This is a genomic window from Agromyces atrinae (genome assembly GCF_013407835.1).
GTDB lineage: Bacteria > Actinomycetota > Actinomycetes > Actinomycetales > Microbacteriaceae > Agromyces > Agromyces atrinae.
This window is the reverse complement of sequence record NZ_JACCBI010000001.1, coordinates 941747-963975: the sequence shown is the minus strand read 5'-3', so window position 1 is coordinate 963975 and position 22229 is coordinate 941747. Positions and strand designations below refer to the sequence as shown.

The window sequence follows — 22229 nt, the reverse complement described above, 5'->3', positions numbered from 1 at the left end:
AACCCACGTGACCCGCACGAAGCACGACCAGGCGGACTCCACGATTCCCCTCGGACCGACGGGGCGACCGTTCCGGGAGTTCCCCGCGCCGCCCGCCCTGAACGGCCACGGTCCGGCGCGCATCATCTCGCTCTGCAACCAGAAGGGCGGCGTCGGCAAGACGACGACGACCATCAACCTCGGCGCGACGCTCGCTGAAGACGGTCGACGCGTGCTCGCGGTCGACTTCGACCCGCAGGGTGCCCTCTCGGCCGGACTCGGCGTGCAGACCCACGACGTCACGACGATCTACGACCTCCTGCTCTCGCGCCACCGCGACCCCTTCGAGGCGATCCAGAAGACGAGCGTCGAGGGTCTCGACGTCATCCCCGCCAACATCGACCTCTCGGCGGCCGAGGTGCACCTCGTCAACGAGGTCGCACGCGAGCAGATCCTCGCGGGCGTGCTGCGCCGCGTCGCGCCCGAGTACGACGTCATCCTCGTCGACTGCCAGCCCTCGCTCGGCCTCCTCACCGTCAACGCGCTCACCGCGAGCCACGGCGTCGTCATCCCGCTCGAGTGCGAGTTCTTCGCCCTGCGCGGTGTCGCCCTCCTCATCGAGACGATCGACAAGGTGCGTGACCGCCTGAACCCCGCGATCGAGCTCGACGGCATCCTCGCGACGATGTACGACTCGCGCACCCTGCACTCGCGCGAGGTGCTCGAGCGCGTCGTCGACGCGTTCGGCGACGAGGTTCTCGAGACCGTCATCACACGCACGGTGAAGTTCCCCGACGCGTCGGTCGCGGGTACGCCGATCACTCAGTTCGCGCCCGAGCACCAGGCGGCGAAGGCGTACCGGCAGCTCGCCAGGGAGCTGGTCTTCCGTGGCGCCATCGCCTGATTCGCCGGCGGAACTCGAGGCCCCGGCCGACGAGAGCCGCTTCCGGGTCGCACTCTCGAACTTCGAGGGCCCCTTCGACCTCCTGCTCTCGCTCATCACGAAGCACGAACTCGACATCACCGAGATCTCGCTCAGCCGCGTGACCGACGAGTTCATCTCGTACCTGCGCGGCCTCGACACCGAGGAGGAGCTCGACCAGGCGAGCGAGTTCCTCGTCGTCGCGGCGACGCTTCTCGACCTGAAGGTCGCGGGCCTCCTGCCGCAAGGCGAGCTCGTCGACGCCGAAGACGTCGCGCTCCTCGAAGCCCGTGACCTGCTCTTCGCGCGTCTGCTGCAGTACCGCGCGTTCAAGCAGGTGGCGAAGTGGTTCTCCGACGGGTTCACCGCCGAGGGCGAGCGCCACCCGCGACAGGTGCGTCTCGAAGACCACTACCGGCAGAAGACTCCCGAGCTCGTGTGGACGCTCTCGGCCGAGGACTTCGCGGCCATCGCGACCCTCGCCCTCACTCCGCGCGAGATTCCCGTCGTCGGTCTCGACCACCTGCATGCGCCGCTCGTCTCGATCCGTGAGCAGGCGGCGCACATCGTCGCCGTGCTGCGTTCCGGCGAATCGGTGACGTTCCGCCAACTCGTCGCGGGAGCCGAGCAGCACGGCATCGTCATCGCGCGCTTCCTCGCGGTGCTCGAGCTCTACCGCCACGCCGCGATCGCTTTCGAACAGCTCGAACCGCTCGGTGAACTCACCCTGCGCTGGACCGCCTCGTCGTGGTCGGAGGAGAATCTCGTGAACCTGGGGGCCGACTATGACCGATGAAGTGATCGACGCATCGACCGAGACGGTCGCAGGCGACGAACAGACGACGGATGACGGCGTCGACGCCGAGCGCATGCTCGAGGCCATCCTCCTCGTCGCCGACGAGCCGCAGAGCGTCGTGCGACTCGCGACCGCGCTCGGCCGACCGGTGCGCGAGGTCCGACAGGCGATCGCGAACCTCGTCGCCGACTACGACGGTGAACTCGACGGGGGAGTGCGGCGCGGTTTCGAGCTGCGCGAGGTCGGCGGGGGCTGGCGCTTCTACGTGCGGAGCGACCACGATGCCCTCGTCGCCGACTTCGTGCTCACCCAGAACCCGTCGAAGCTCTCGCAGGCCGCCCTCGAGACCCTCGCGGTCATCGCCTACAAGCAGCCGATCTCGCGCGGAGCGGTCGCCTCGATCCGCGCGGTCAACGTCGACTCGGTCGTGCGCACGCTGCTCAGCCGTGGCCTCATCACCGAGGTCTCGACCGACCCCGAGACGGGCGCGATCCACTACGGCACGACCGATCTGCTGCTCACGCAGCTCGGCATCAACTCTCTCGACGAGCTTCCGCGCATCTCGCCGCTGCTCGACGACGGACAGGAAGGATTCGACGGTGACATCCGCTGACTCGCACGACCCGGCCGACACCACGACGGGAGTGCGCCTGCAGAAGGTGATGGCCGCCGCGGGCGTCGCCTCGCGACGCGTGTGCGAAGACCTCATCGCCGCGGGTCGCGTGACCGTGAACGGCGTCATGGTGCGGGAGCCCGGCACGCGCATCGACCCCGAGACGGACCGGGTGACGGTCGACGGCACGGCCGTGCAGCTCGACACAACCCGCCGGTACTACATGCTCAACAAGCCGACGGGCATCGTCTCGACGATGCGTGACGAGCGCGATCGGCCCGACCTCCGCCGGTTCACGGACGCCCTCGAGGATCGCGTGTACAACGTCGGCCGACTCGACACCGACACGAGCGGGCTGCTCGTGCTCACGAACGACGGCGAGCTCGCGCACGTGCTCGCCCACCCCTCGTTCGGCGTCGAGAAGACGTACATCGCGAAGGTCGAGGGCCGCCTCGAACCGCGCACGCTCACGACGCTCAAGAAGGGTTTCGACCTCGACGACGGCTTCATCCAGGCTGATCGCGCGAAGATCATCTCCGCGCAGTCGGACTCGACCCACTCGATGATCGAGCTCACCCTGCACTCGGGCCGCAACCGCATCGTGCGACGCATGCTCGACGCCGTGGGCCACCCGGTCGTCGAGCTCGTGCGCCGCCAGTTCGGCCCGCTGCACCTCGGAACCCTGCGATCGGGCCAGGTGCGTGAGTTGACTAAAGTGGAGCTCGGTCACCTGCTGACCGTTTCTCGCGCGCAGAACAGGGAGGACTGAGTGGTCGAGTCCCGTCTGTCCGGGCCCGTTCGCGTCGTCGGCGTCGGCCTCCTCGGAGCCAGTATCGGCCTCGGTCTGCGTGCCCGCGGCATCGAGGTCCAGCTCGCTGACGCTTCGCCGACGCACCTCGCGATCGCCGTCGACTACGGCGCCGGACGCGCGGCCGAGCCGGGCGACGCGCCCGCCCTCATCGTCGTCTGCGTGCCCCCGGATGTTACGGCCGACGTCATCGCTGCAGAGCTCGATGCCTACCCCGACGCCATCGTGACCGATGTCGCGAGCGTGAAGCTCGGCATCCTCGACGATCTCGCGGCACGTGGGGCCGACCTCTCGCGCTACCTCGGGTCGCACCCGCTCGCCGGTCGCGAGCGCGGCGGACCCCTGTCGGGTCGAGCCGACCTCTTCGTCGGTCGCCCGTGGGTCGTGGCCGCTCACGACGGCATCTCGTACCAGCGCGCGAGCGTCATCGACGACCTCATCCTCGACCTCGGGGCGACCCTCGTCGAGATGACGGCCGCCGAACACGACCGTGCCGTCGCCCTCGTGTCGCACGCGCCCCAGGTCGTCTCAAGCCTCATGGCGCGCCGCTTGACGGATGCTCCGCACTCCGCGGTGAACCTCTCGGGCCAGGGCCTTCGCGACGTCACGCGCATCGCCGCGAGCGATCCCGAGCTGTGGGTGCAGATCCTCGGCGCCAACGCCGAGCCCGTGCTCGAGATCCTCCGCGCGTACCGCGACGACCTCGACCGGTTCATCGACGCCCTCGCCGACCCCGCGGCGCCCGGCGCTCGGCGTCGCATCGCCGAGGAGATCGTCGGCGGAAACACGGGTGTGCAGCGCATCCCCGGCAAGCACGGTGTCGACCGACGCTTCACGACGCTCGTCGTTATGGTCGACGACACCCCCGGGCAGCTCGCGCGTCTCCTCCACGAGATCGGCGAGGTCGGCGTGAACCTCGAAGACCTGCGCCTCGAGCACTCGCCCGGCGCGCAGTTCGGCCTCGCCGAGATCCAGATCGTTCCCGAGGCCGCTGAGAGCCTCACCGAAGAGCTGGCCCGTCGCGGCTGGCGGATTGCAGGATGAGTATGACGACCGTCGTCGCCGTCGACGGCCCCGCGGGCAGCGGCAAGTCGAGCGTGAGCAAGGCGGCCGCGCGTCGCCTGGGCTTCGCTTACCTCGATACGGGAGCCGCGTACCGCGCCCTCGCGTGGCACGTCGCCGCGTCGGGGGCCGACGCCTCGCACGCGTCATCCGTCATCGATGCGCTCGAGAGCTTCGACTATTCGATCGGAACCGACCCCGACGGGTATGCCGTGCACGTCGGCGGGACCGACGTGACCGCGGCGATCCGCGAGCCTCGGGTGTCGTCGGTCGTGAGCCTCATCGCCCGCGTGCCGGAGGTGCGTGCGCACCTCACCGCGCTCTTCCGATCGATCATCGCGTCGACCGATCGCCCGGGCATCATCGTCGAGGGCCGCGACATCACGACGGTCGTCGCCCCCGACGCCACAGTTCGCATCCTGCTCACGGCGTCCGAAGAGGCTAGAATGGCGAGACGCTCCGCGGAACTCGCGGGCGAGAAGCCCGCCGACGTCGGCGAACAGCTCAAGAAGCGCGACCAGGCCGATTCGAAGGTCGTCGACTTCATGACCGCCGCTGAAGGTGTGACCACCGTCGATTCGACAGAACTCGACGTCGAGCAGACGATTCAGGCCGTACTCGACGTCATCACGAACTCCGCTGCCGCGCGTGCGCGCACCGAGGGAGGAACCCCATGACCGACACCGACACCGAGTACGACGGCCACGACGACGACCTCGCCGCTCGCCTCGCCGACGTCGATGAGGAGCTCGCGACGCAGCGAGCCGCCGCACTCCGCTCCGGCCTCGACGACTACGAGCTCGACGAAGACGACTTCGGCGTGCTCGACTCCGCGACCGACGACCCCGATGCGATCCGATACCTTCCCGCGCTGCCCGTCATCGCGATCGTCGGACGCCCGAACGTCGGCAAGTCAGCCCTCGTCAACCGCATCCTCGGCCGCCGTGAGGCCGTCGTCGAAGACACCCCCGGTGTGACGCGCGACCGCGTGTCGTACAAGGGTGAGTGGCTCGATCGTCGCTTCACCCTCGTCGACACCGGTGGATGGGAGCCCGACGCGAAGGGCATCGACGCATCCGTCGCGGCTCAGGCCGAGGTCGCGATCGACCTCGCCGACGTCGTGCTCTTCGTCGTCGACGCCCGCGTGGGTGCGACCTCGACCGACGAGCACGTCGTGCGTCTGCTGCGGAAGACCGACCGACCCGTCTTCCTCGTCGCCAACAAGGTCGACGACGCCCGCCAGGAACCCGAAGCCGCAGCCCTCTGGAACCTCGGGCTCGGCGAACCCTTCCCGGTCTCGGCCCTGCACGGTCGCGGCGTCGCCGACATGCTCGACGCCGTCTTCACGAAGCTTCCCCTCGTCTCGGCCGTCGCGAAGGACGAAGTGGGCGGCCCGCGCCGCGTCGCGATCCTCGGTCGACCGAACGTCGGCAAGTCGAGCCTCCTCAACAAGGCCGCCGGCGAAGAGCGCGTCGTCGTCAACGAACTCGCGGGTACGACTCGTGACCCCGTCGACGAGCAGATCGAGCTCGGTGGCAAGATCTGGCGGTTCGTCGACACCGCCGGCATCCGTCGCCGTGTGCACCTCCAGCAGGGCGCCGACTTCTATGCATCGCTCCGCACCCAGGCCGCGCTCGAGAAGGCCGAGGTCGCCGTCGTCATGCTCGACGTCTCGCAGCCGCTCTCGGAGCAGGACGTCCGCATCATCGACCTCGTGCTCGAGTCGGGCCGGGCCCTCGTGCTCGCGTTCAACAAGTGGGATCTCCTCGACGATGAACGTCGCCGCTACCTCGAGCGTGAGATCGAGCAGGACCTCGCGCACGTGTCGTGGGCGCCGCGCGTCAACATCTCGGCGCGCACCGGTCGTCACCTCGAGAAGCTCGTCCCCGCCCTCGAGACGGCTCTCGAGTCGTGGGACACCCGCATTCCGACAGGCAAGTTCAACGCCTTCATCACCGAACTCACGCAGGAGCACCCGCACCCCGTGCGCGGCGGAAAGCAACCCCGCATCCTCTTCGGTACGCAGGCCGCGAGCCGTCCGCCGACATTCGTGCTCTTCACGACCGGGTTCCTCGACCCGGGCTACCGCCGGTTCATCCAGCGTCGCCTGCGCGAGATCTACGGCTTCGAGGGTTCACCGATCGTCGTCAACATGCGTGTGCGCGAGAAGCGCAAGCGCACGTAACGAGACGGTTCACGAGAGCGGGCGGCGAGGAATCGCCGCCCGCTTCGTCGTTCCTCAGACCGTGTCGAGTGCCGTGAATCGGCCGGCATCGATCGCGGTGCGGAACGCCTCGTAGTCGGCGAGGGACTGATCGGCGTACGCGAACGCCCACTCGACGACCGCTTCGTCAAACGCGGTGCCGCCGCCCAGGTAGCCCGCGATGAACGCGGCCTCGGGGCTCTGCGCGTGCGCACGGGCGAGCATCGCTCCGCACGACGTGACGTAGTCGGTGAACGGTTCGGCCTTCAGCGTCTCGATGTCGAACGACGCGTTGCCGTCGCGGAACTGGCGCACGTAGAAGCCGCGGCCCGCCACGGTGAGGTACCCGAGGAACGGATCGGAGGCCGCCTGCAGGATGCGCTGGTTCGAGACCACGCGGTAGCCGTGGTGCAGGGCGCTCAGCTCGGGGTCGAGCGCGGCGGAGGCGTGGGGCGGCAGACCGCCGAACTCGTGCAGCACCGACTCGGTCGCCTGCTTGACCTGCAGGATGAGCGGCTCGCCGTTGGGGCCCGTGAACACCACGATGAAGCACCGCGTGCCGACGCTCCCGACTCCGACGACACGGCGCGCGACGTCGGTCGCCGTGTACTGCGAGAGCAGCAGCGCGATGTCGGGTGAGACGGTGCGTCGGTACTCGTCGACGAGCTCGCTGAGGCGCTCCTCGAGCTCGGCGCTGACGTGCGTGAGGGTGGGTGGAGCCTCGATGATGTGCATCGAACCGTCATCCGCCACCTCGGTGATCTTCGCGAACGCGCGAGCCGACGTGCGCTTCGCGGCCGCCTTCTCGACCTGGCGCACGGCCTTCTGCGTCGCGCTGCCGAACGCCCGCCCGCCGTGCACCTCGGCGCGGAGGTAGTAGCGCGAGACGGGGTCGCGCTTGAGCGCGCCGCGCAGGAATTCGCGGTACCCGCGAGCTGCGCCGAGCGCATCGGCGCGCGCGGCCTCCGGAGAGTAGCCCTTCGATCGCGCGGCGATCACGACGCTCGTGACGAGCCGTTTGACATCCCACTCCCACGGGCCGAACGCCGCTTCGTCGAAGTCGTTGAGGTCGAAGACGAGGGAGCGGTTGGGTGCGGAGAACATGCCGAAGTTCGAGATGTGCGCATCGCCGCACGACACGACGAAGTGCCCGGTGTTCGGTTCGTTCGCGAAGTCGGCGGCCTGCAGAGCGGCAGTTCCCCGATAGAACGCGAATGGGCTCGCGGCCATGCGCGCGACGCGCAGCGGCACGAGGTCGGGGAGCCGCTCGCGGTGCTGCTGCTCGAGGATGCCCAGGGGATCGCGCTCGGGTGCGGGGGAGTAGCGCGCGTGGCTCGACCGCGTGAGGTCTGCGCGAGCGGCGCGGCCGGCGGCATCCCTCTCGTCGTGCGTCGTGACGTGGGCGTGGTCGAGTCGGAGCGTGCCCGCGGCAGCGCCCGCGTGAGCGTTCATCGACCCGGGGAGGGTTCGGCGGTGTGCATGCCGCCAGCGTAGTCCTGCGTGAGGAGCGGGTGGGATGACGGCCGTGAGCTGATCTAGACGGTCGCGGCCGAGGCCGGCCACCACGGCGGCACGAGGAGGCTGAAGTCGGTGAGGAATCCCTCGACGGTGCGATCCTCATCGGTCAGCCACGCCTCGATCGCACCGACCGTGCCATAGGCGATGTAGCGGGAGGCGACGGCGGCCGGCATGCCCGTGCCGTCGTGCTCGGGCAGTTCGACGTTGTGCCGGTCGAGGAGCCAGAGAACTGATTCCTGGAAGTGCGTGCCGAGCATGGCGTGCAGGCTCGCGCCCGCGGAGTCGGGGCCGAGGCCGTGCCGGTACACGTCGGCGTGCTTGTCGATGTGCTCGAAGACGCCGAGGGTGACGGTTCCTATCGCCGCGGTGACCTCGTCGCTCGTCGCGTCTTGAGGCAGGCGGGAGAGGTGGCGCTCGCGCAGGTCGTCGAGCTCGGTGCGGAGGACGGCTGCGAGGAGGTCGGCGGGGTTCCGCGCGTGCTGGTAGAAGGTCGAGCGGTTCACGCCCGATTCGGCGGCGACTTCCGCAGCCGTGATCTGGTCGGCGGGTCGATCTGCGCTGAGCCGGAGGATGGCGTCGGCAAGGTTGCGACGTGAGCGGAGTATGCGCGGATCCATGTCAACGATTGTAGGATCGAATCTGTCCAACACGTGTTGGATAAATACGGAGAAAGGACTCCTCATGCCTCGATTCACCGATCGCGTCGCTCTCATCACGGGCGGCGCCTGCGGAATCGGCCGTTCCACCGCGCTCCGCCTCGCGGCTGAAGGCGGCGTCGCCGTCATCGCCGACGTGCAGGACGACAAGGCTGCGGCCGTCGTCGCCGAGATCGAAGCCGCCGGCGGAGTCGCGCGCGCCGTGCACCTCGACGTGACGAGCGAATCGGAGTGGACGGCCGTCGTCGACGGTGTCGTCGCCGAGTTCGGTCACCTCGACATCCTCGTGAACAACGCCGGCATCGGCGACATCGCTCTCATCGAAGACACGACGATCGAGACGTACAACCGCGTCGTCGCCGTCACGCAGACGAGCGTCTTCCTCGGCCAGAAGGCTGCGAGCGCCGCCCTCAAGGCGACGGGCAAGGGCTCGGTCGTGAACGTCAGCTCGATGTACGGTATCGTCGGCGGTTTCGGCACGAGTCCCGCGTATCACGCCGCCAAGGGCGCGGTGCGTACCCTCACGAAGAACACGGCGATCGCGTGGGCGACCGAGGGCGTGCGCGTGAACTCGGTGCACCCGGGCTTCATCGACACCCCGATCCTCACGGGTGCCGACAAGGAGCAGCTCGCCGCCGCCGAGCCCGTCGGACGCCTCGGCCGGCCCGAAGAGGTCGCCGCTGTCATCCTCTTCGCCGCGAGCGACGACGCCTCGTTCGTCACGGGCGCCGAACTCGTCGTCGACGGCGGCTACATCGCGCGCTGACCCGGAACCCGCTGACCCCCGAGCCCGCGGCATCCGTTCGTTCTCAGGCGAGCGGATGCCGCGTTCGGCGTTTCTCCGCGCTCGCGAGTTGCCGCGAATGCCCCGTGCCGGGTCGCTCGGACGATGCGTTCGTGGCAACTCGCGGGAGGGGCGGGAGGGGGCTTGTCCTCACATTGGGGGACAGGGTTGGGGGAGTCTTGAGGTTTTCCTGAGGGTCGCCTGAGGGCGCGGTTCTAGCGTTGAAGGTAGTCGGGATGTCACCATCGCGGCCGTTCTTTCGCTCCCTACCCGAAGGACACCCCGTGACAGCCGCGCCCACTTTCCGGCCCGCAATGAAGCGTCAGCTCGGCGCCGAGAAACGACTCACCCCGCTGCCCACGCAGCACGAGAAGCCGTCTGACCGCTCGATGCTGTGGGGTCGCGTCGCCATCGTCGCGACCGTCGTCTTCTACCTGATCTACCTCGTCACGACGATCATCCGCCAGTTCCTCGACGGCGACTCGCAGACGTTCCGCTTCACGATGGAGGCCGTCGGCTACGTCATCGTCGTCACGTTCCTCACCCTCTCGGCACTCGTCTACCTCATCGCGAGGCAGGGCGCGCTCGAGCGGTTCAGCACCCACGTGCGTGTGCCCCGCGCCGAGCTCGACCGACACTTCGGTGAGAACGAATCGTCGATGACGGTCCTGGTGCCGAGCTACGCCGAAGAGCCGAACGTCGTGCGGGCGACGCTGCTGTCGGCCGCACTGCAGGAGTACCCGTCGCTCCGCGTCGTGCTGCTGCTCGACGACAACCCGAACCCGACCGACCCCGCCGTCATCGCTCGCCTCGAAGCGACGCGTGCTCTCGCCTCCGACATCAGCGACCTGCTCGCCGAACCGCGCATTCGCCTGACCGATGCGCGCATGCACTTCGAGCTGTGGGCCGATACCGACGGAGTGCTCGGCTCGGACGAGACCCTCGACCTCGCCGAGCACTACGCGTGGGCGGCGAACTGGCTGAACGCCCTCGCCGAGGCCGAGACGGTCGAAGACCACGTCGACGTCTTCTTCGTCGAGCAGGTGCTCGTGGCTCTCGCCGACGAACTGCGCCTGACCGGTCGGGCCATCGCGGCATCCATCGCCGACGGCAGCGGGCTGCCCGTCAGCCGTGCGAGCCAGCTCTACCGCCGCCTCGCGTGGACGTTCGACACCGAGCTCGCCGTCTTCGAGCGGAAGAAGTACGCCTCGGTCTCGCACGAGGCGAACAAGGCGATGAACCTCAACGGCTACATCGGCCTCATGGGTGCGTCGTACCGCATCGAGGAGAGCCCCGCCGGCGACATCCTGGTGCCGACGACGGACGTCGCGAACGCCGATCTCACGCTGCCCGACACCGACTTCCTGCTCACGCTCGACGCCGACTCGATCCTGCTGCGCGACTACTGCCTGCGACTCGTGTACTTCCTGCAGCAGCCCGACAACGCGCGCGTCGCGGTGACGCAGACGCCGTACTCGTCGTTCCGTGGAGCGGGCAGTCGCATCGAGCGTCTCGCGGGTGCGACGACCGACATCCAGCACATCCTGCATCAGGGCATGAGCCGGTACGGCGCGACGTTCTGGGTCGGCGCGAACGCCGTCATCCGCAAGCGCGCCGTCGAAGACATCGTCGAGGTCGAGTACGTGGGCGGCTTCGAGGTGCGCCGCTACATCCAGGACCGCACCGTCATCGAAGACACCGAGTCGAGTGTCGACCTCGGCACGCACGGCTGGACCCTCGTGAACTACCCCGAGCGCCTCAGCTACTCGGCGACGCCGCCCGACTTCGGTTCGCTCGTCGTGCAGCGCCGGCGCTGGGCGAACGGCGGACTGCTCATCATGCCGAAGCTCTGGAAGCAGATGCGGGAGCGGAAGCGCCTCGGCGAACCGATCTCCCGCGTCGAGCTGCTGCTGCGCGTCAACTACATGGCGTCGATCGCGTGGGCGAGCTTCGGCCTCGTCTTCTTGCTCGCGTACCCGTATGACGGACGTCTGCTGAGCCCCGTCGTCGTCATGGCGGCGCTGCCGTACTTCCTCTGCATGGCGAGCGACCTGCGGAAGACGGGGTACAAGGCGAGCGACGTTCTGCGCATCTACGGCTTCAACCTCATCCTCCTGCCCGTCAACCTCGCGGGCGTGCTGAAGTCGGTGCAGCAAGCGCTCACAGGCAAGAAGATCCCGTTCGCGCGCACGCCGAAGGTCAAGAACCGCACGGCCGTGCCCCTGCTCTACGTCGTCGCGCCGCTCTTCATCGTCGGCTTCTCGGCGTTCACGTTCTGGCGCGACTACACGGCCGGCAACTGGGGCAACGCGAGCTTCGCGGCGTTCAACACGATCCTCGCGGCGTACGCGATCGTCGCGTACATCGGCATCGGCAACACGATCGCCGACATCTGGCGCGGCCTCACGAACTGGCTCTACGTCGAGACGAAGCCGAAGGCCGTCGTCGCCGAGCCGGCCGCCGTGACGGCGAGCATCGACTGGCGTTCGGTGCTCTACTACGGTCACGCCGACGGCGCGTCGCACCGCACGCCGCGCCACCGGGTGGAGCGGGCACGGGACGAGGAGCTCGTCGCATGAGCTCGATCGAGACGACCCGTCGACTGTCGCCGTGGCGCGTCGGCATCGCCCTGCTCGCGCTCGGCGGGCTCGGCACCGCCGCGGTCTTCGGCATGCAGTCGTGGGCGGCGAATGCGACGGCCGAGCCCGATGAGCCGTGGTTCGCGGCCTACGTCGACGTGACCGCGACCCCGCACTACGCGTTCGAGACACCTGCCGACCCGACGGCTCCCGACGTCATGCTCTCGTTCGTCGTCGCGTCGCCGACGGCCGACTGCGAACCCTCGTGGGGAGCCGCGTACACGCTCGACGAGGCATCCTCGGCCCTCGATCTCGACCGACGTATCGCGCGCCTGCAGCAGAACGGGGGAGCCGTCGCCGTCTCGTTCGGTGGCCAGGCGAACGACGAGCTCGCCCTCACCTGCACCGACACGTCCGATCTCGAGAAGGCGTACGCCGACGTCGTCGAGCGCTACGGAACCGGCACGATCGACCTCGACATCGAGGGCGACGCGCTCCGCGACCGTGCGGCGAACATACGCCGTGCGACCGCGATCGCCGATCTCCAGTCGGCGCGACGAGCCGCGGGGGAGCCGCTCGCCGTCTGGCTCACCCTGCCGGTCGCGCCCGGTGGGATGACGGAGGACGCGACGACCACGATCGCCGAGTTCCTCGCCGCCGACGTCGACCTCGCGGGTGTGAACCTCATGACCATGAACTACGGCGCGTCTCTCGAGGACGGCGTGACGATGGTGGATGCCGCGGAGTCGGCCCTCTCGGAGGCCCGGCGCCAGCTCGGTGCTCTGTACACCCGCGCCGGCCAGAGCATCAGTGACCGCGACCTGCGCTCGAAGATCGGCGCGACACCGATGATCGGGCAGAACGACGTGAGCGACGAGGTCTTCACGATCGCCGACGCCGAGGAGCTGAACGCCTGGGCGCTCGAGGAGAAGCTCGGCCGTGTGTCGATGTGGTCGGCGAACCGCGACCAGGAGTGCGGGTCGAACTACGTCGCGACGGCGATCGTGTCGGATGCCTGCAGCGGCGTCTCACAGGACGGCGACACGTTCACGGCGGTGCTTTCGGCAGGCTTCACCGGCTCGCTCGCGCTCGACGAGCACCTCATCACGACGCCCGAGCCGACGACCGCGGCCGAAGCCGTCGACGATCCCGCGACGTCGCCGTACCCGATCTGGGCCGCCGACGGTTCGTACGTGACGGGCGCGAAGGTCGTGTGGCACCGCAACGTCTACGAGGCGAAGTGGTGGACGCGCGGCGACCTGCCCGACAATCCCGTGCTCAACTCGTGGGAGACGCCGTGGCAGCTCATAGGCCCCGTCATGCCGGGGGAGACCCCGGTGCCGCAGGCCGTGCTGCCTGCGGGAACCTACCCGGACTGGTCGGGAACGGTCGCCTACCAGAAGCGTGATCGCGTGCTCTTCGGCGGGGTTCCGTTCGAGGCGAAGTGGTGGACGCAGGGCGACAGCCCCGAGGCGTCGGCCGCCGATGCGGACTCGTCGCCGTGGGTCGCGCTCACGCAGAAGCAGATCGACGTACTGATGGCGCCCGCCGCCGACCCGACGCCCGTTCCCTGAACCCGGCTGCCGCTAGAGACCCGGCACGTGGCGGATGTTCGACTGCGCCATCTTCACGGCCTCGGCGGCGCCGCCGTGCAGCACGATCTTCGACATCGCGAGGGCGAATCCCTTGACCTGCGCACCGGTGATCGCCGGCGGTAGTGAGAGCGCCCGCGGGTCGGTCACGATGTCGACGAGCGCGGGGCCGGGGTGCGCGAGAGCTCGGCCGACGGCATCCCTCAGCTTCTTCGGGTCCTCCACCCGCTCGGCGTGGAAACCAGCGCCCGTCGCGATGGCCGCGTAGTCGACCTCGGGCACGTCGACTCCGAAGTCGGGGAACCCGTCGACGAGCATCTCGAGCTTCACGAGCCCGAGGGTCGAGTTGTTGAAGACGAAGATCTTGACCGGCAGGTCGTACGCCGTCGCCGTGATGAGCTCGCCGAGCAGCATCGAGAGCCCGCCGTCGCCCGCGATCGCGACGACCTGACGGTCGGGGTAGGCGACCTGCGCGCCGATGGCCTGGGGGAGGGCGTTCGCCATCGAGCCGTGCAGGTACGAGCCGATGAGCCGGCGCTTCGCCGTCGGCGTGACGTAGCGCGCCTGCCACACGTTGCCCATGCCTGTGTCGGCGGTGAAGACCGCGTCATCCGCCGTCAGCTCGTCGATGACCGAGATCGCGTATTCGGGGTGGATGGGCGCGGTGTTCGCGACATCCGTGTACGTGCCGACGACCGTGTCGAGGAGCTTCGCGTGCTTCTTCAGCATCGAATCGAGGAACCGCGTGCTCGTCTTCTCGGTCACGAGCGGGGCGAGCAGCTCGAGCGTCGCGAGCACGTCGCCGTGCACGGGGTGCGCGACACTCACGCGGCGGCCCAGGTGCTCCGCGTTCGCATCGACCTGCGCGATGACGACCTTCGACGGGTCGGGCAGGAACTGGCTGTAGGGAAAGTCGGTGCCGAGCAGGATGAGCAGATCGGCGTCGTGGATGCCGGCATGCGCGGCGCCATAGCCGAGGAGGCCGGTCATGCCGATGTCGTAGGGGTTGTCGTACTGAATCCACTCCTTGCCGCGGAGCGAGTGGCCGATCGGCGCCTTGATGCGCTCGGCAAAGGCGATGACCTCGTCGTGGGCGCCCTGCACACCGAAGCCGGCGAAGATCGCCACCGTCTTCGCGTCGTTGATCGCCTTCGCGAGGCTCGCGACGTCGGCGCCATTCGGGATGACGCGGGGCTTCTCGGTCAGCACGAGGCTCGGCGTCTCGGCCTTCGACGCGAACTCGGCGACATCGCCCGGCAGCACGATGACCGAGACGCCCGGGCCTGCGATCGAATGGCGGATGGCGGAGTTCACGACGCGCGGCGCTTGCTCGGCCGTAAGGATCATCTCGCAGTAGTTCGAGCACTCGACGAAGAGACGCTCGGGGTGGGTCTCTTGGAAGTAGCTCGAACCGATCTGAGCACTCGGGATGTGGCTCGCGATCGCAAGTACCGGCGCTCCCGAGCGGTGCGCGTCGTAGAGGCCGTTGATGAGGTGCAGGTTGCCCGGGCCGCAGCTGCCTGCCGCGACGGCGAGCTTGCCCGTGAGCTGCGCCTCGGCGCCCGCCATGAACGCGGCGGCCTCTTCGTTGCGGACATGAATCCAATCGATGCCGCCCTTCGCCGAGCCGCCCGTGCGGCGGATGGCGTCGACGATGGGGTTCAGCGAGTCGCCCACGATGCCGTAGATGTGACTCACCCCCGCATCGATCAGTTGGGCGACGAGCTGGTCAGCGACGGTCTTCGGCACAGGATCTCCTCCGGTCGGTCCCTCCAGTCTGCACTCATCATCTGACGTCGTCACGGTGGTTCGGAGCACTCTTCGGATGCCGCTATGATGGTCAAGTTGCCTCGACGAGTTCGGGGCATCGGGCTGTGGCGCAGCTTGGTAGCGCACTTGACTGGGGGTCAAGGGGTCGCAGGTTCAAATCCTGTCAGCCCGACCAATACAGGCTTATTCAAACCTTTGGACTGAGTAAGCGGGTATAGGTCCGAAAGAGAGTCTTCCGCAGAAGTGCGGGAGGCTCTCTTTTCTTTGGCGGGTGGGTGCGTGCTCGCGCTGAGGCGGTGCTGGGAGCGCCAGTCGTGGAGGCCGGCGTTGAGTTCGGTGCGTTCGACGCCGATGCTCACTTCGCGATCGGTGACCTGGACGTCGAGTCGCGTGAAGAACGCAGTGAGCAGCTGGCGGCGGACGTTGTCGGGCAACTGCCTGTAGAGCGCGGCGGGATCTTCGAGGAGGTCGACGAACGCGAAGGCCTTGTCGACCCCCTGTCGGATGCGCTCGACCGTCCGTGTGAGCTTCTCGGTGATGGCGCCCTTCTGGAGCGTCACGTATTCAAGCCGCTGACGCAGCTTCTCGACGGCGATCGTTCCGTCGGCGGCGAGTTCGATGAGCCGCTCCTCTTGGGCTTCGAGCTTCTTCAGTTGCTTGCGGAGGGCGTCTTCCTCTTCCTGGTCCGCGGCTTGGAGCTCGACGAGGGCGCGTCGAACTTCCTCACGAACGGACGCGATGTCTTCTGCATCGAAGCGCTCAGCCGCGACCCGTTGCGCCACCTCGTCTTCGAGTTCGTCGAGTCGCGCCGACGGCATCGAGCAGTGACCGCGCTGCTTCGCGGTGCAAACGTAGTACTCATACGTGCCGCCATGCCCCTTGTTCTGGCTGTAGACGAGTCGACTCGTGCGCCCCTCCGACTTGCATTCGGCGCAGTACAGCAGGCCGCGCAGGAAGTGGAAGTGGATCCGGTCGCGGTCACCTTTGCGATTGCGTCCGTCGAGGATCTTCTGCACCGCGAGGAACAGCTCCTTCGAGATGAGCGGCGTGTGCCTGCCAGGGTGGAGCTTCCCCTTATAGCGGATGACTCCGGTGTAGTACGGGTCGCGCAGGATCATCGCGAGCTGGCTGCTCGACAGCGGCTTGGCGGCCCGCTTGCTCGACTGCCTCGTGGTCAGGCCCTGGTCTTCGAGCATCATCTGGAGCTGCGTGATAGAGAACTGATTTGTGGCGTATTGCTCGAAGGCCCAGACGATCAGCGGTGCGCGCACTGGATCGACATCGATCGTGTTGACGAGTCGTCCGTCGAAGTCCTTTCGCACGTTCAGGTAGCCGAGCTTGGCGCGCCCGACGCTTCCGCCCCGTTCGACCTTGTGCGCCATCTTGATACGGATGTCCTCGCCGCTCATACGGACCTGGAGTTCGTTGACGACGTCGGTGATGGCTTCCATCGCATCACCCATGTAGCCGTCGCCGAAGTTCTCCTTCGCCGAGATCAGTTCGACGCCCTTGTCGCGAAGTTGACGTTTCGTGATGGCAGCGTCGAGGTGATTGCGGAAGACGCGCGAGCGCATGTAGATCACGACGTAGCGGATGTCGGGGTTGGCATCGACGAAGCGGAGGAGCTTCTTGAACTCCGGCCGCTTGTCGATGGTCTGCGCGGACTGGCCCGGTTCGACGAACTCGGGAAGAATCGGCACGCCGAGCTCCTTCGCCTTGCGGATCGCCCACTCGCGCTGGGTGGCGATGCTATTACCGTCCTCGTCGAGGTCGGCTGCGGTGTTGAGCTGGCGCGTCGTGGAAACGCGCAGGTAGCTGATTGCCATGCCCGTGCGGAGCGGGACGTGCATCGTGTCGTCGCCCTTGAATAGGTGTTCAAGCCCTGCGACTGATGTGAGATTCGGTTGCGCCAGGGTGGCTGCCGCTTCCTCGCCTTCTTGGTACATATGAGGCCCTCCTTCGGTTAGGTCCTCCGGATTTACGCTCCTCTCGGCCGGGAAGTCCAGTCCTGCGGCGGCTTCCAGGGCATCTCCACCGCCGTCGACCGGGGTCGCGTCGGCGATGTAGTTTTCACCTCGCTCATCCCGCTCGTCCATGAGCCTTCCCTTCTTGTGTCTGGCGCTCTTTCGTTGGCTGTTCGATGTGAACGACGAGGCCGAGGAGTACGCGAGCGAGCCGACGCGGATCGGGTCGCGCACGCCAGACGGGTGCGAAGTCGATGCGCCTGTCTGCGCGTGGGCGCCCTCGTCGGCGTGGTGGATCGTTACTACTTGTTGAAGGCATAGAGCATGCCTCCCTCGTCGACGAGGTCATAGACTTCCCGGGTGCGCTCAATGATGTAGTCGATGTTCAGTTGGACCGCGTCCGCAGGCAGGCCGTGATCATCAGCCCAGTTGCCGAGCTCGATCTCCCAGTCCTCGAGCGGACTGAGCGCATAGACCGCGTCATCGATGGAGTTGAAGCTGCCGACGTAGTTCTCCTGGAAGCTGTCGAACAGATCCGCCGCCGCGGCGTTCACATCCGGCAACGACAGGAACGCTCTGAATGCGGGGCCGAAGAACTCGTCGCACTCTTCGAGGCGGACGATCAGCTGCTCCATCCCGGCGGCGTCGAGGCTGGCGGGAACATGCACCGTGACTGGCTTACCGCTGGTGGTGAGGGTCGTGCGCACCAGGAGACGGTCGAGCTTGGGTGGCAGGTGCTCGTTCTGATACGTCCGACCGGAGCCGGTCCCCATCTTGTCGATGAGGTACGTGCCGAGCCAGTCGATGAGCTCTTTGGCCTCGGCGGTGGCGCCATCGTCCGTGTAGAGGCGTAGGTACTCCTCGCGAAGATCTACGTAGGTGCTTTCACCCGTCCTCCCGAACTCGGCGAGGGCGGACTCTCTTCCAAACGCGCGCCCGAGCGCGTGGGCGATGCAGCGGGCGGTGTCCTGGTCGACCTCCCGGTGCTCCGCGAGTGCCGCTGCAATCCCGTCCGCAATGGGATGTCCGAAGCGGCAGGAGGCGACTTCGAGTCGACGCCAGTCAGGTGACGTGCGTTCAGGCGCGAGACGCGCCTCGGGTGTGACCGTGGGCTCGTGCTCGCTCATGAGCGCTTCCCCGCGGTTATGATGTAGCGCCCGAGCGCGTCGAGCCAGGGCTCTCGCTCGATCGGGACCGTGACATCGTTGAGTTCAGCGAGCGCAGCTTCGGCGTCGAGGATGCCGGTTCCGGCGAAGCGCTCGAGCGCGCTGCCGGGGCCGTCGTGAATGGTGGCTGCGATGAGTTGCGCGAGGAAGGCGTCGCGGCTGTTCGGGTCGAGCGTGAGCCAGGCGTCGATGATGAAATGTGCGTGCTCGGTCTGGTCGATGGTGCGCATCCACTTCGGGAACTTGGGCATGGCGCGCAGGTTGTTGTTGTTGTCGGCGCCCGCAGGCGCGACGGGGATGGTTGATGAGTTCATGTGATTCCTCCTTTCGGGATGAGTGATGATGACGACCCGTACGGGGCCAGCGTCGCGAGCGTGTGCTCGCCGGTGATGATGGTGAACAGGCCCGGGTCGAGCCCGCGGTCGGCAGCGATGGCTTCGCGGATCTTCTGGGCGCGGTCGATGCCGGGAACGATCCAGACGACGGCCGGGTACAGGTCCCGCGTCTGCTGCTCGATGCCCGTGCGCCAGTGGCGCTGGTAGGTGTGGCACTTTCGAAGTACGGCGGGTAGGTGCTCGGTGGCGCGGTCGACCTCGATGAACGAGTGCGTCTCGGTGTTGGCGTCCGCGGTGACGACCAGGAGGTCGGGCTTGAGCGTGATCACGGATGCGCCGCTGCCGTTGAAGCTGCGCCAGTTGGCCGGCTCGAGTTCGAGCTCGAGGAGCTCGAGGCGGCGGGCGTGAGCCTGCTCAAGCAGACTGACCGCGATGTCGGCGACGGCGAGGGTGTGAGCGGCGAATGTGAGACCTGGCTCGTCGTAGCGTCGCCGCCGTGGTTCGCCGCGTCGGGCACGAAGGTAGCGGTCGCCCGCTGGCCCGAGCTGCCAGATGGTGACGGCCGAGCCGTGCTTGATGCCGCCGATTCTCCGGGCCGGCCGAGTGATTGCACCTCGAGTTTCGAGTCGGTTCAGCACGCGGGTCGTCCCTCGCGTCGCACCGCTCACCGTGACATGTGGACCTAGCGGCTCAGCCGGAAAGTGCAGTCTCTGCAGCTGTCGAGTAGTAAGAAGTCGAAAGCGTTCGAGATCCTCGAGTATGCGAACGTCGCGTTCGGTGAGGTGCTCCTCGAGGTCGAGATGACGAACAGCGGCCATCACTAGGCTGCCCTCCGGGCTGACGTGAAGGCTCGTGCAACGCAGGGGCAGTCCGCGCCTGCACCGGCCGAGGTTCGCCGGAACACGGCCGAACGTGGCGGCGGGTGTTCGTCGTGGAGCGAACAGCGGCTGGAACGTCGAGCGGACAGGGCGATCCAGTGGTTGAAGACGTAACAAACGATCATGCGCGCCTCGCCTTCTGGTTGGTCGGTCGGCCCGCCTGTTCCTTTGGCGACGTGGTTGCTGCGGCTTCGGATGTGGTTGGTGGCAGGGCGCCATAGCGGTCCCGGCTGCGCTGGCGGACTTTCGCGCGAGTACCGAGCGCGGGGCGCGGCGGCAGGGTGCGCCCCGAGCACCATTCGACTGGCACGCCCCCAGCAACCAGGTGGGCGTAGATTTCGAAGCGGGGCAACGCCTGGAAGTCGTCGGCAGACAGTTGCGGGGCCATCCGGGCGAGATCTCGGGCGTCGTCCGGGCCGACGGCGAAGCAGATCTTGCTGCGCGCATTCGTGTCGAGCGCCGCGCGCATGGCGGGTGGAAGCTGGCCCCGGTACTGGTGCGCCAGATGCCAGGCGACGCCATAGGAACGTGAGGTCGCGAGGGCGTCGGCGATCGAAGTCGGCAGATGGAGATAGTTCTGCACTTCGTCGACGAACACCATCCCCGGCCGCTTCGTCGGATGCTTCTCGCGGGCACGCTCCAGCGTCGCGTTCCAGAGTTCGGCGACGATCAGGCTGCCGAGGAGCTTGGCGGCACCGGTGCCGATCAGTGCATCGTTCAGTGGCACCAGGACGACGCTCCGCTCGCGGAAGACGTCGCGGAGCCGGAAGCGCGGTCGTGCCTGTCCGAGCATGCGGACAAGCGGCCCTCGCAGCAGGATCTTGCGGAGCTTGTTGAGCGGCGCGGCGACCATGGCGGCGCGCTGGGCGGGACTGAGCTCCTCGAATTCGGCCCAGAAGGAGGCCAGCGTCGCGTCGTCCTGGATCGCGGCGATCACTGGGCGTCGGAAGGCAACGTCCGTTAGGAGGCGTGGCAGTTCGATGAGCGTGTATGGATCGGTGGCCCGTTGCCCAGCCCGGGCGAGCGATAGGAGCGCACCGTGGATCAGGTACTCGGTGCGTGGCCCCCACCCCTCTTCAAAGACGGCAGCGAGGGCGGCGATGATGCCGTCGACCACGACGTCCGGATCGCGGTCGCCGATGTCGAGCGGGTTGAACCCCACCGGCATCGCGTCGGCAGCGTCCAGTACAACAACGCATTCCGCACGCTCCGGAGCGATGCGATCGAGCACGCTGTCGATCAGTTGCGCCTTGGGCTCGACGACTACGCAGGCCCGACCAGCCTCAATGTCGGAGAGGATGAGGTGCTCCAGCACGGTGGACTTGCCCGAGCCCGTCGGCCCGGTCGCTACCAGGTGCTGCAGCCGACTGGCCGGATCCATCCCGATCAGACGCTCCGGACCCGGTGCGGTACCGGTCGCAAATACCGACGACGTCGCGCTGACGATCTCGAGCACCGGCAAGCGACGCGGATGGGCGCCGGCGATGCCGGGATAGTCGCGCTCGCCGAGCGGCCACGCCAGCATCGACGTCAGTTCGTCCGGTGAAAGCCGAAACGCGGCGCGAGCGGTTGCCGCGCGCCAGCGGCTCGACGAGTCGTAGTTGAGACTGAGTCGAAGTTCAGGACTCTGCAGGAGTTGGACAGCGCCGAATACTTCCCAGACGAGCGCGCCGGTGCGCTTCTGATTTCCAGCAATGACCCCGATTCGGAGCGTCGCCGCGGTCGTCGGCTGGGCGGCACGCTGCTGAAGGCGCCTACGGGTCTCGGGCTCCACGGCGCGGACGCCTTCGAACACGAGGGACGCGAGTGGCTGCATCGGGTCCGCCGACTTCGCTGAGACCGAACGCGCCGCGTGCGTACGTCCCAGGATGAGCTGCAGCGCAACATGATCTTCGCCGCGTCGTGCAGCGAGTGCTTGGTAGATCGCCGACGCGACCTGCTCCGGATCGATGTCGGCGAGTGGCAGGACGCCGGGGTGCGCCACAATGCGGCTGACGGCGGCCACGTCCGGCCGTGTGGCGGGCTCAAGGGCGAGGCCTGGCAGGTGGCCCTGAAGGAGGCGCTTGAGGCGCGGTGTGGCCGCTGACGGGTAGCCGACGAGGTGCTTCACACCGTCAGCGCTGGCGTGTACCTCGAAAATGAGCGGGCGTGGAGCGTCGACGCTCATCAGGCGCGCCATCAGCCGAGTCACGCTGTCGGCGCCGAGTGGGCGCGGCAGATGCAGACGAGTGAGAACCAGGTCAGGCATGCTCGCCTCCTTCGTCACGTTCGACGTGTTCGGCGCGAGCGGCGGCTTCGACGCGAGCTTGTTCGAGGCCGGCGCTAGTGATGATGCGGGCGATCCGCTCGGTGCGCGTTTCGCTGTTGGACTCGGAGAACACCTGGACGCGCCGGTCCACGCTCTTCCGATAGCGGCGGTTGCCGCGGGCACGATTGGTCATGCGCCAACCTCCTTCCCACCACGGATTGGGGTTCGCGTATCAGTCGCAGAAGGTCGGTCGGATCGCCCATGGCCATAAGCCGAATGGGCACAATGGCGCTTATTACGAACTCGAACGGCACATTTGTCAAGCGTTTTGAAGCGTCGTTGTCCATTCCACAACG

Annotated in this window: 20 protein-coding genes and 1 tRNA gene; 12 read left to right on the top strand and 9 right to left on the bottom strand. The window is 67.6% G+C overall.

Annotated elements, in window-relative coordinates; translation table 11 throughout:
- Positions 1–7: 7 nt before the first annotated feature.
- From BJ972_RS04700 to der, 7 genes are read left to right on the top strand one after another with little or no spacing between them, the layout of a single operon-like run.
- Positions 8–883, top strand: coding sequence for a ParA family protein (locus BJ972_RS04700; RefSeq protein WP_129174684.1), 876 nt, complete (start codon positions 8–10; stop codon positions 881–883).
- Positions 867–1697 (top strand): segregation and condensation protein A, encoded by an 831-nt coding sequence (locus BJ972_RS04695; RefSeq protein ID WP_129174682.1) that lies wholly within the window; start codon positions 867–869, stop codon positions 1695–1697. Before BJ972_RS04700 ends, BJ972_RS04695 begins: the two co-directional genes overlap by 17 nt.
- Positions 1687–2310 (top strand): SMC-Scp complex subunit ScpB, encoded by a 624-nt coding sequence (gene scpB / locus BJ972_RS04690; protein ID WP_129174680.1) that lies wholly within the window; start codon positions 1687–1689, stop codon positions 2308–2310. Before BJ972_RS04695 ends, scpB begins: the two co-directional genes overlap by 11 nt.
- The gene (locus BJ972_RS04685; protein WP_277871233.1) at positions 2297–3079 is read left to right on the top strand and encodes a pseudouridine synthase; all 783 of its coding nucleotides are present in this window, start codon (positions 2297–2299) and stop codon (positions 3077–3079) included. The genes scpB and BJ972_RS04685 overlap by 14 nt, the downstream gene beginning before the upstream one ends.
- Entirely contained in the window at positions 3080–4162 is a 1083-nt protein-coding gene (locus tag BJ972_RS04680; RefSeq protein ID WP_129174678.1) for a prephenate dehydrogenase, read from the top strand.
- On the top strand, positions 4159–4857 hold the full coding sequence (gene cmk / locus BJ972_RS04675) for a (d)CMP kinase (protein ID WP_373366808.1): 699 nt from the start codon (positions 4159–4161) through the stop codon (positions 4855–4857). The genes BJ972_RS04680 and cmk overlap by 4 nt, the downstream gene beginning before the upstream one ends.
- Positions 4854–6365, top strand: coding sequence for a ribosome biogenesis GTPase Der (der, locus tag BJ972_RS04670; RefSeq protein ID WP_129174676.1), 1512 nt, complete (start codon positions 4854–4856; stop codon positions 6363–6365). The genes cmk and der overlap by 4 nt, the downstream gene beginning before the upstream one ends.
- A 54-nt stretch (positions 6366–6419) precedes the next feature.
- Here the strand turns inward: der and BJ972_RS04665 are convergent, their stop codons facing one another.
- Both BJ972_RS04665 and BJ972_RS04660 read right to left on the bottom strand, forming a co-directional pair.
- On the bottom strand, positions 6420–7835 hold the full coding sequence (locus BJ972_RS04665; RefSeq protein ID WP_129174674.1) for a DUF2252 domain-containing protein: 1416 nt from the start codon (positions 7833–7835) through the stop codon (positions 6420–6422).
- Positions 7836–7918: 83 nt separating this feature from the next.
- Positions 7919–8518 carry a TetR/AcrR family transcriptional regulator gene (locus BJ972_RS04660; protein WP_164989926.1) on the bottom strand — a complete coding sequence of 200 codons (600 nt, stop codon included), beginning with the start codon at positions 8516–8518 and terminating at the stop codon, positions 7919–7921.
- A gap of 64 nt (positions 8519–8582) precedes the next feature.
- Here BJ972_RS04660 and BJ972_RS04655 point away from each other — a divergent pair, with 64 nt between their 5' ends.
- The 3 genes from BJ972_RS04655 to BJ972_RS04645 all read left to right on the top strand — a co-directional run bounded on the left by BJ972_RS04655 (position 8583) and on the right by BJ972_RS04645 (position 13494).
- Positions 8583–9323 carry an SDR family NAD(P)-dependent oxidoreductase gene (locus BJ972_RS04655; protein WP_129174670.1) on the top strand — a complete coding sequence of 247 codons (741 nt, stop codon included), beginning with the start codon at positions 8583–8585 and terminating at the stop codon, positions 9321–9323.
- 332 nt (positions 9324–9655) lie between these two features.
- A complete protein-coding gene (locus tag BJ972_RS04650; RefSeq protein WP_257022824.1) occupies positions 9656–11920 on the top strand; it encodes a glycosyltransferase family 2 protein in 2265 nt (754 codons plus the stop codon).
- Positions 11917–13494 carry a chitinase gene (locus BJ972_RS04645; protein ID WP_129174666.1) on the top strand — a complete coding sequence of 526 codons (1578 nt, stop codon included), beginning with the start codon at positions 11917–11919 and terminating at the stop codon, positions 13492–13494. The genes BJ972_RS04650 and BJ972_RS04645 overlap by 4 nt, the downstream gene beginning before the upstream one ends.
- A 12-nt stretch (positions 13495–13506) precedes the next feature.
- On the opposite strand, the gene BJ972_RS04640 is transcribed toward BJ972_RS04645, so the two are convergent.
- Positions 13507–15261, bottom strand: a complete 1755-nt coding sequence (locus BJ972_RS04640) for a pyruvate dehydrogenase (protein WP_129174664.1) — start codon at positions 15259–15261, stop codon at positions 13507–13509.
- Positions 15262–15380: 119 nt separating this feature from the next.
- Between BJ972_RS04640 and BJ972_RS04635 the strand changes: the two genes are divergently transcribed.
- Positions 15381–15457 (top strand) — tRNA-Pro (locus BJ972_RS04635).
- Here the strand turns inward: BJ972_RS04635 and BJ972_RS04630 are convergent.
- The 4 genes from BJ972_RS04630 to BJ972_RS04615 form a co-directional block, all read right to left on the bottom strand.
- Positions 15420–17480 (bottom strand): recombinase family protein, encoded by a 2061-nt coding sequence (locus BJ972_RS04630; RefSeq protein ID WP_129174662.1) that lies wholly within the window; start codon positions 17478–17480, stop codon positions 15420–15422. The genes BJ972_RS04635 and BJ972_RS04630 overlap by 38 nt on opposite strands.
- A gap of 68 nt (positions 17481–17548) precedes the next feature.
- Positions 17549–18373: a hypothetical protein gene (locus BJ972_RS04625; protein WP_129174660.1), complete on the bottom strand. Its 825-nt coding sequence runs from the start codon at positions 18371–18373 to the stop codon at positions 17549–17551.
- A complete protein-coding gene (locus tag BJ972_RS04620; protein WP_129174658.1) occupies positions 18370–18726 on the bottom strand; it encodes a hypothetical protein in 357 nt (118 codons plus the stop codon). Before BJ972_RS04620 ends, BJ972_RS04625 begins: the two co-directional genes overlap by 4 nt.
- Positions 18723–19454, bottom strand: coding sequence for a replication-relaxation family protein (locus BJ972_RS04615; protein ID WP_241830802.1), 732 nt, complete (start codon positions 19452–19454; stop codon positions 18723–18725). Before BJ972_RS04615 ends, BJ972_RS04620 begins: the two co-directional genes overlap by 4 nt.
- On the opposite strand from BJ972_RS04615, the gene BJ972_RS17125 reads away from it, so the two are divergent.
- The gene (locus tag BJ972_RS17125; protein ID WP_257023015.1) at positions 19449–19571 is read left to right on the top strand and encodes a hypothetical protein; all 123 of its coding nucleotides are present in this window, start codon (positions 19449–19451) and stop codon (positions 19569–19571) included. The genes BJ972_RS04615 and BJ972_RS17125 overlap by 6 nt on opposite strands.
- A 175-nt stretch (positions 19572–19746) precedes the next feature.
- Here the strand turns inward: BJ972_RS17125 and BJ972_RS04610 are convergent, their stop codons facing one another.
- Both BJ972_RS04610 and BJ972_RS04605 read right to left on the bottom strand, forming a co-directional pair.
- Positions 19747–21873, bottom strand: coding sequence for a type IV secretory system conjugative DNA transfer family protein (locus BJ972_RS04610; RefSeq protein WP_164989924.1), 2127 nt, complete (start codon positions 21871–21873; stop codon positions 19747–19749).
- Positions 21866–22066: a hypothetical protein gene (locus BJ972_RS04605; protein WP_129174654.1), complete on the bottom strand. Its 201-nt coding sequence runs from the start codon at positions 22064–22066 to the stop codon at positions 21866–21868. The genes BJ972_RS04610 and BJ972_RS04605 overlap by 8 nt, the downstream gene beginning before the upstream one ends.
- Positions 22067–22229 lie beyond the last annotated feature (163 nt).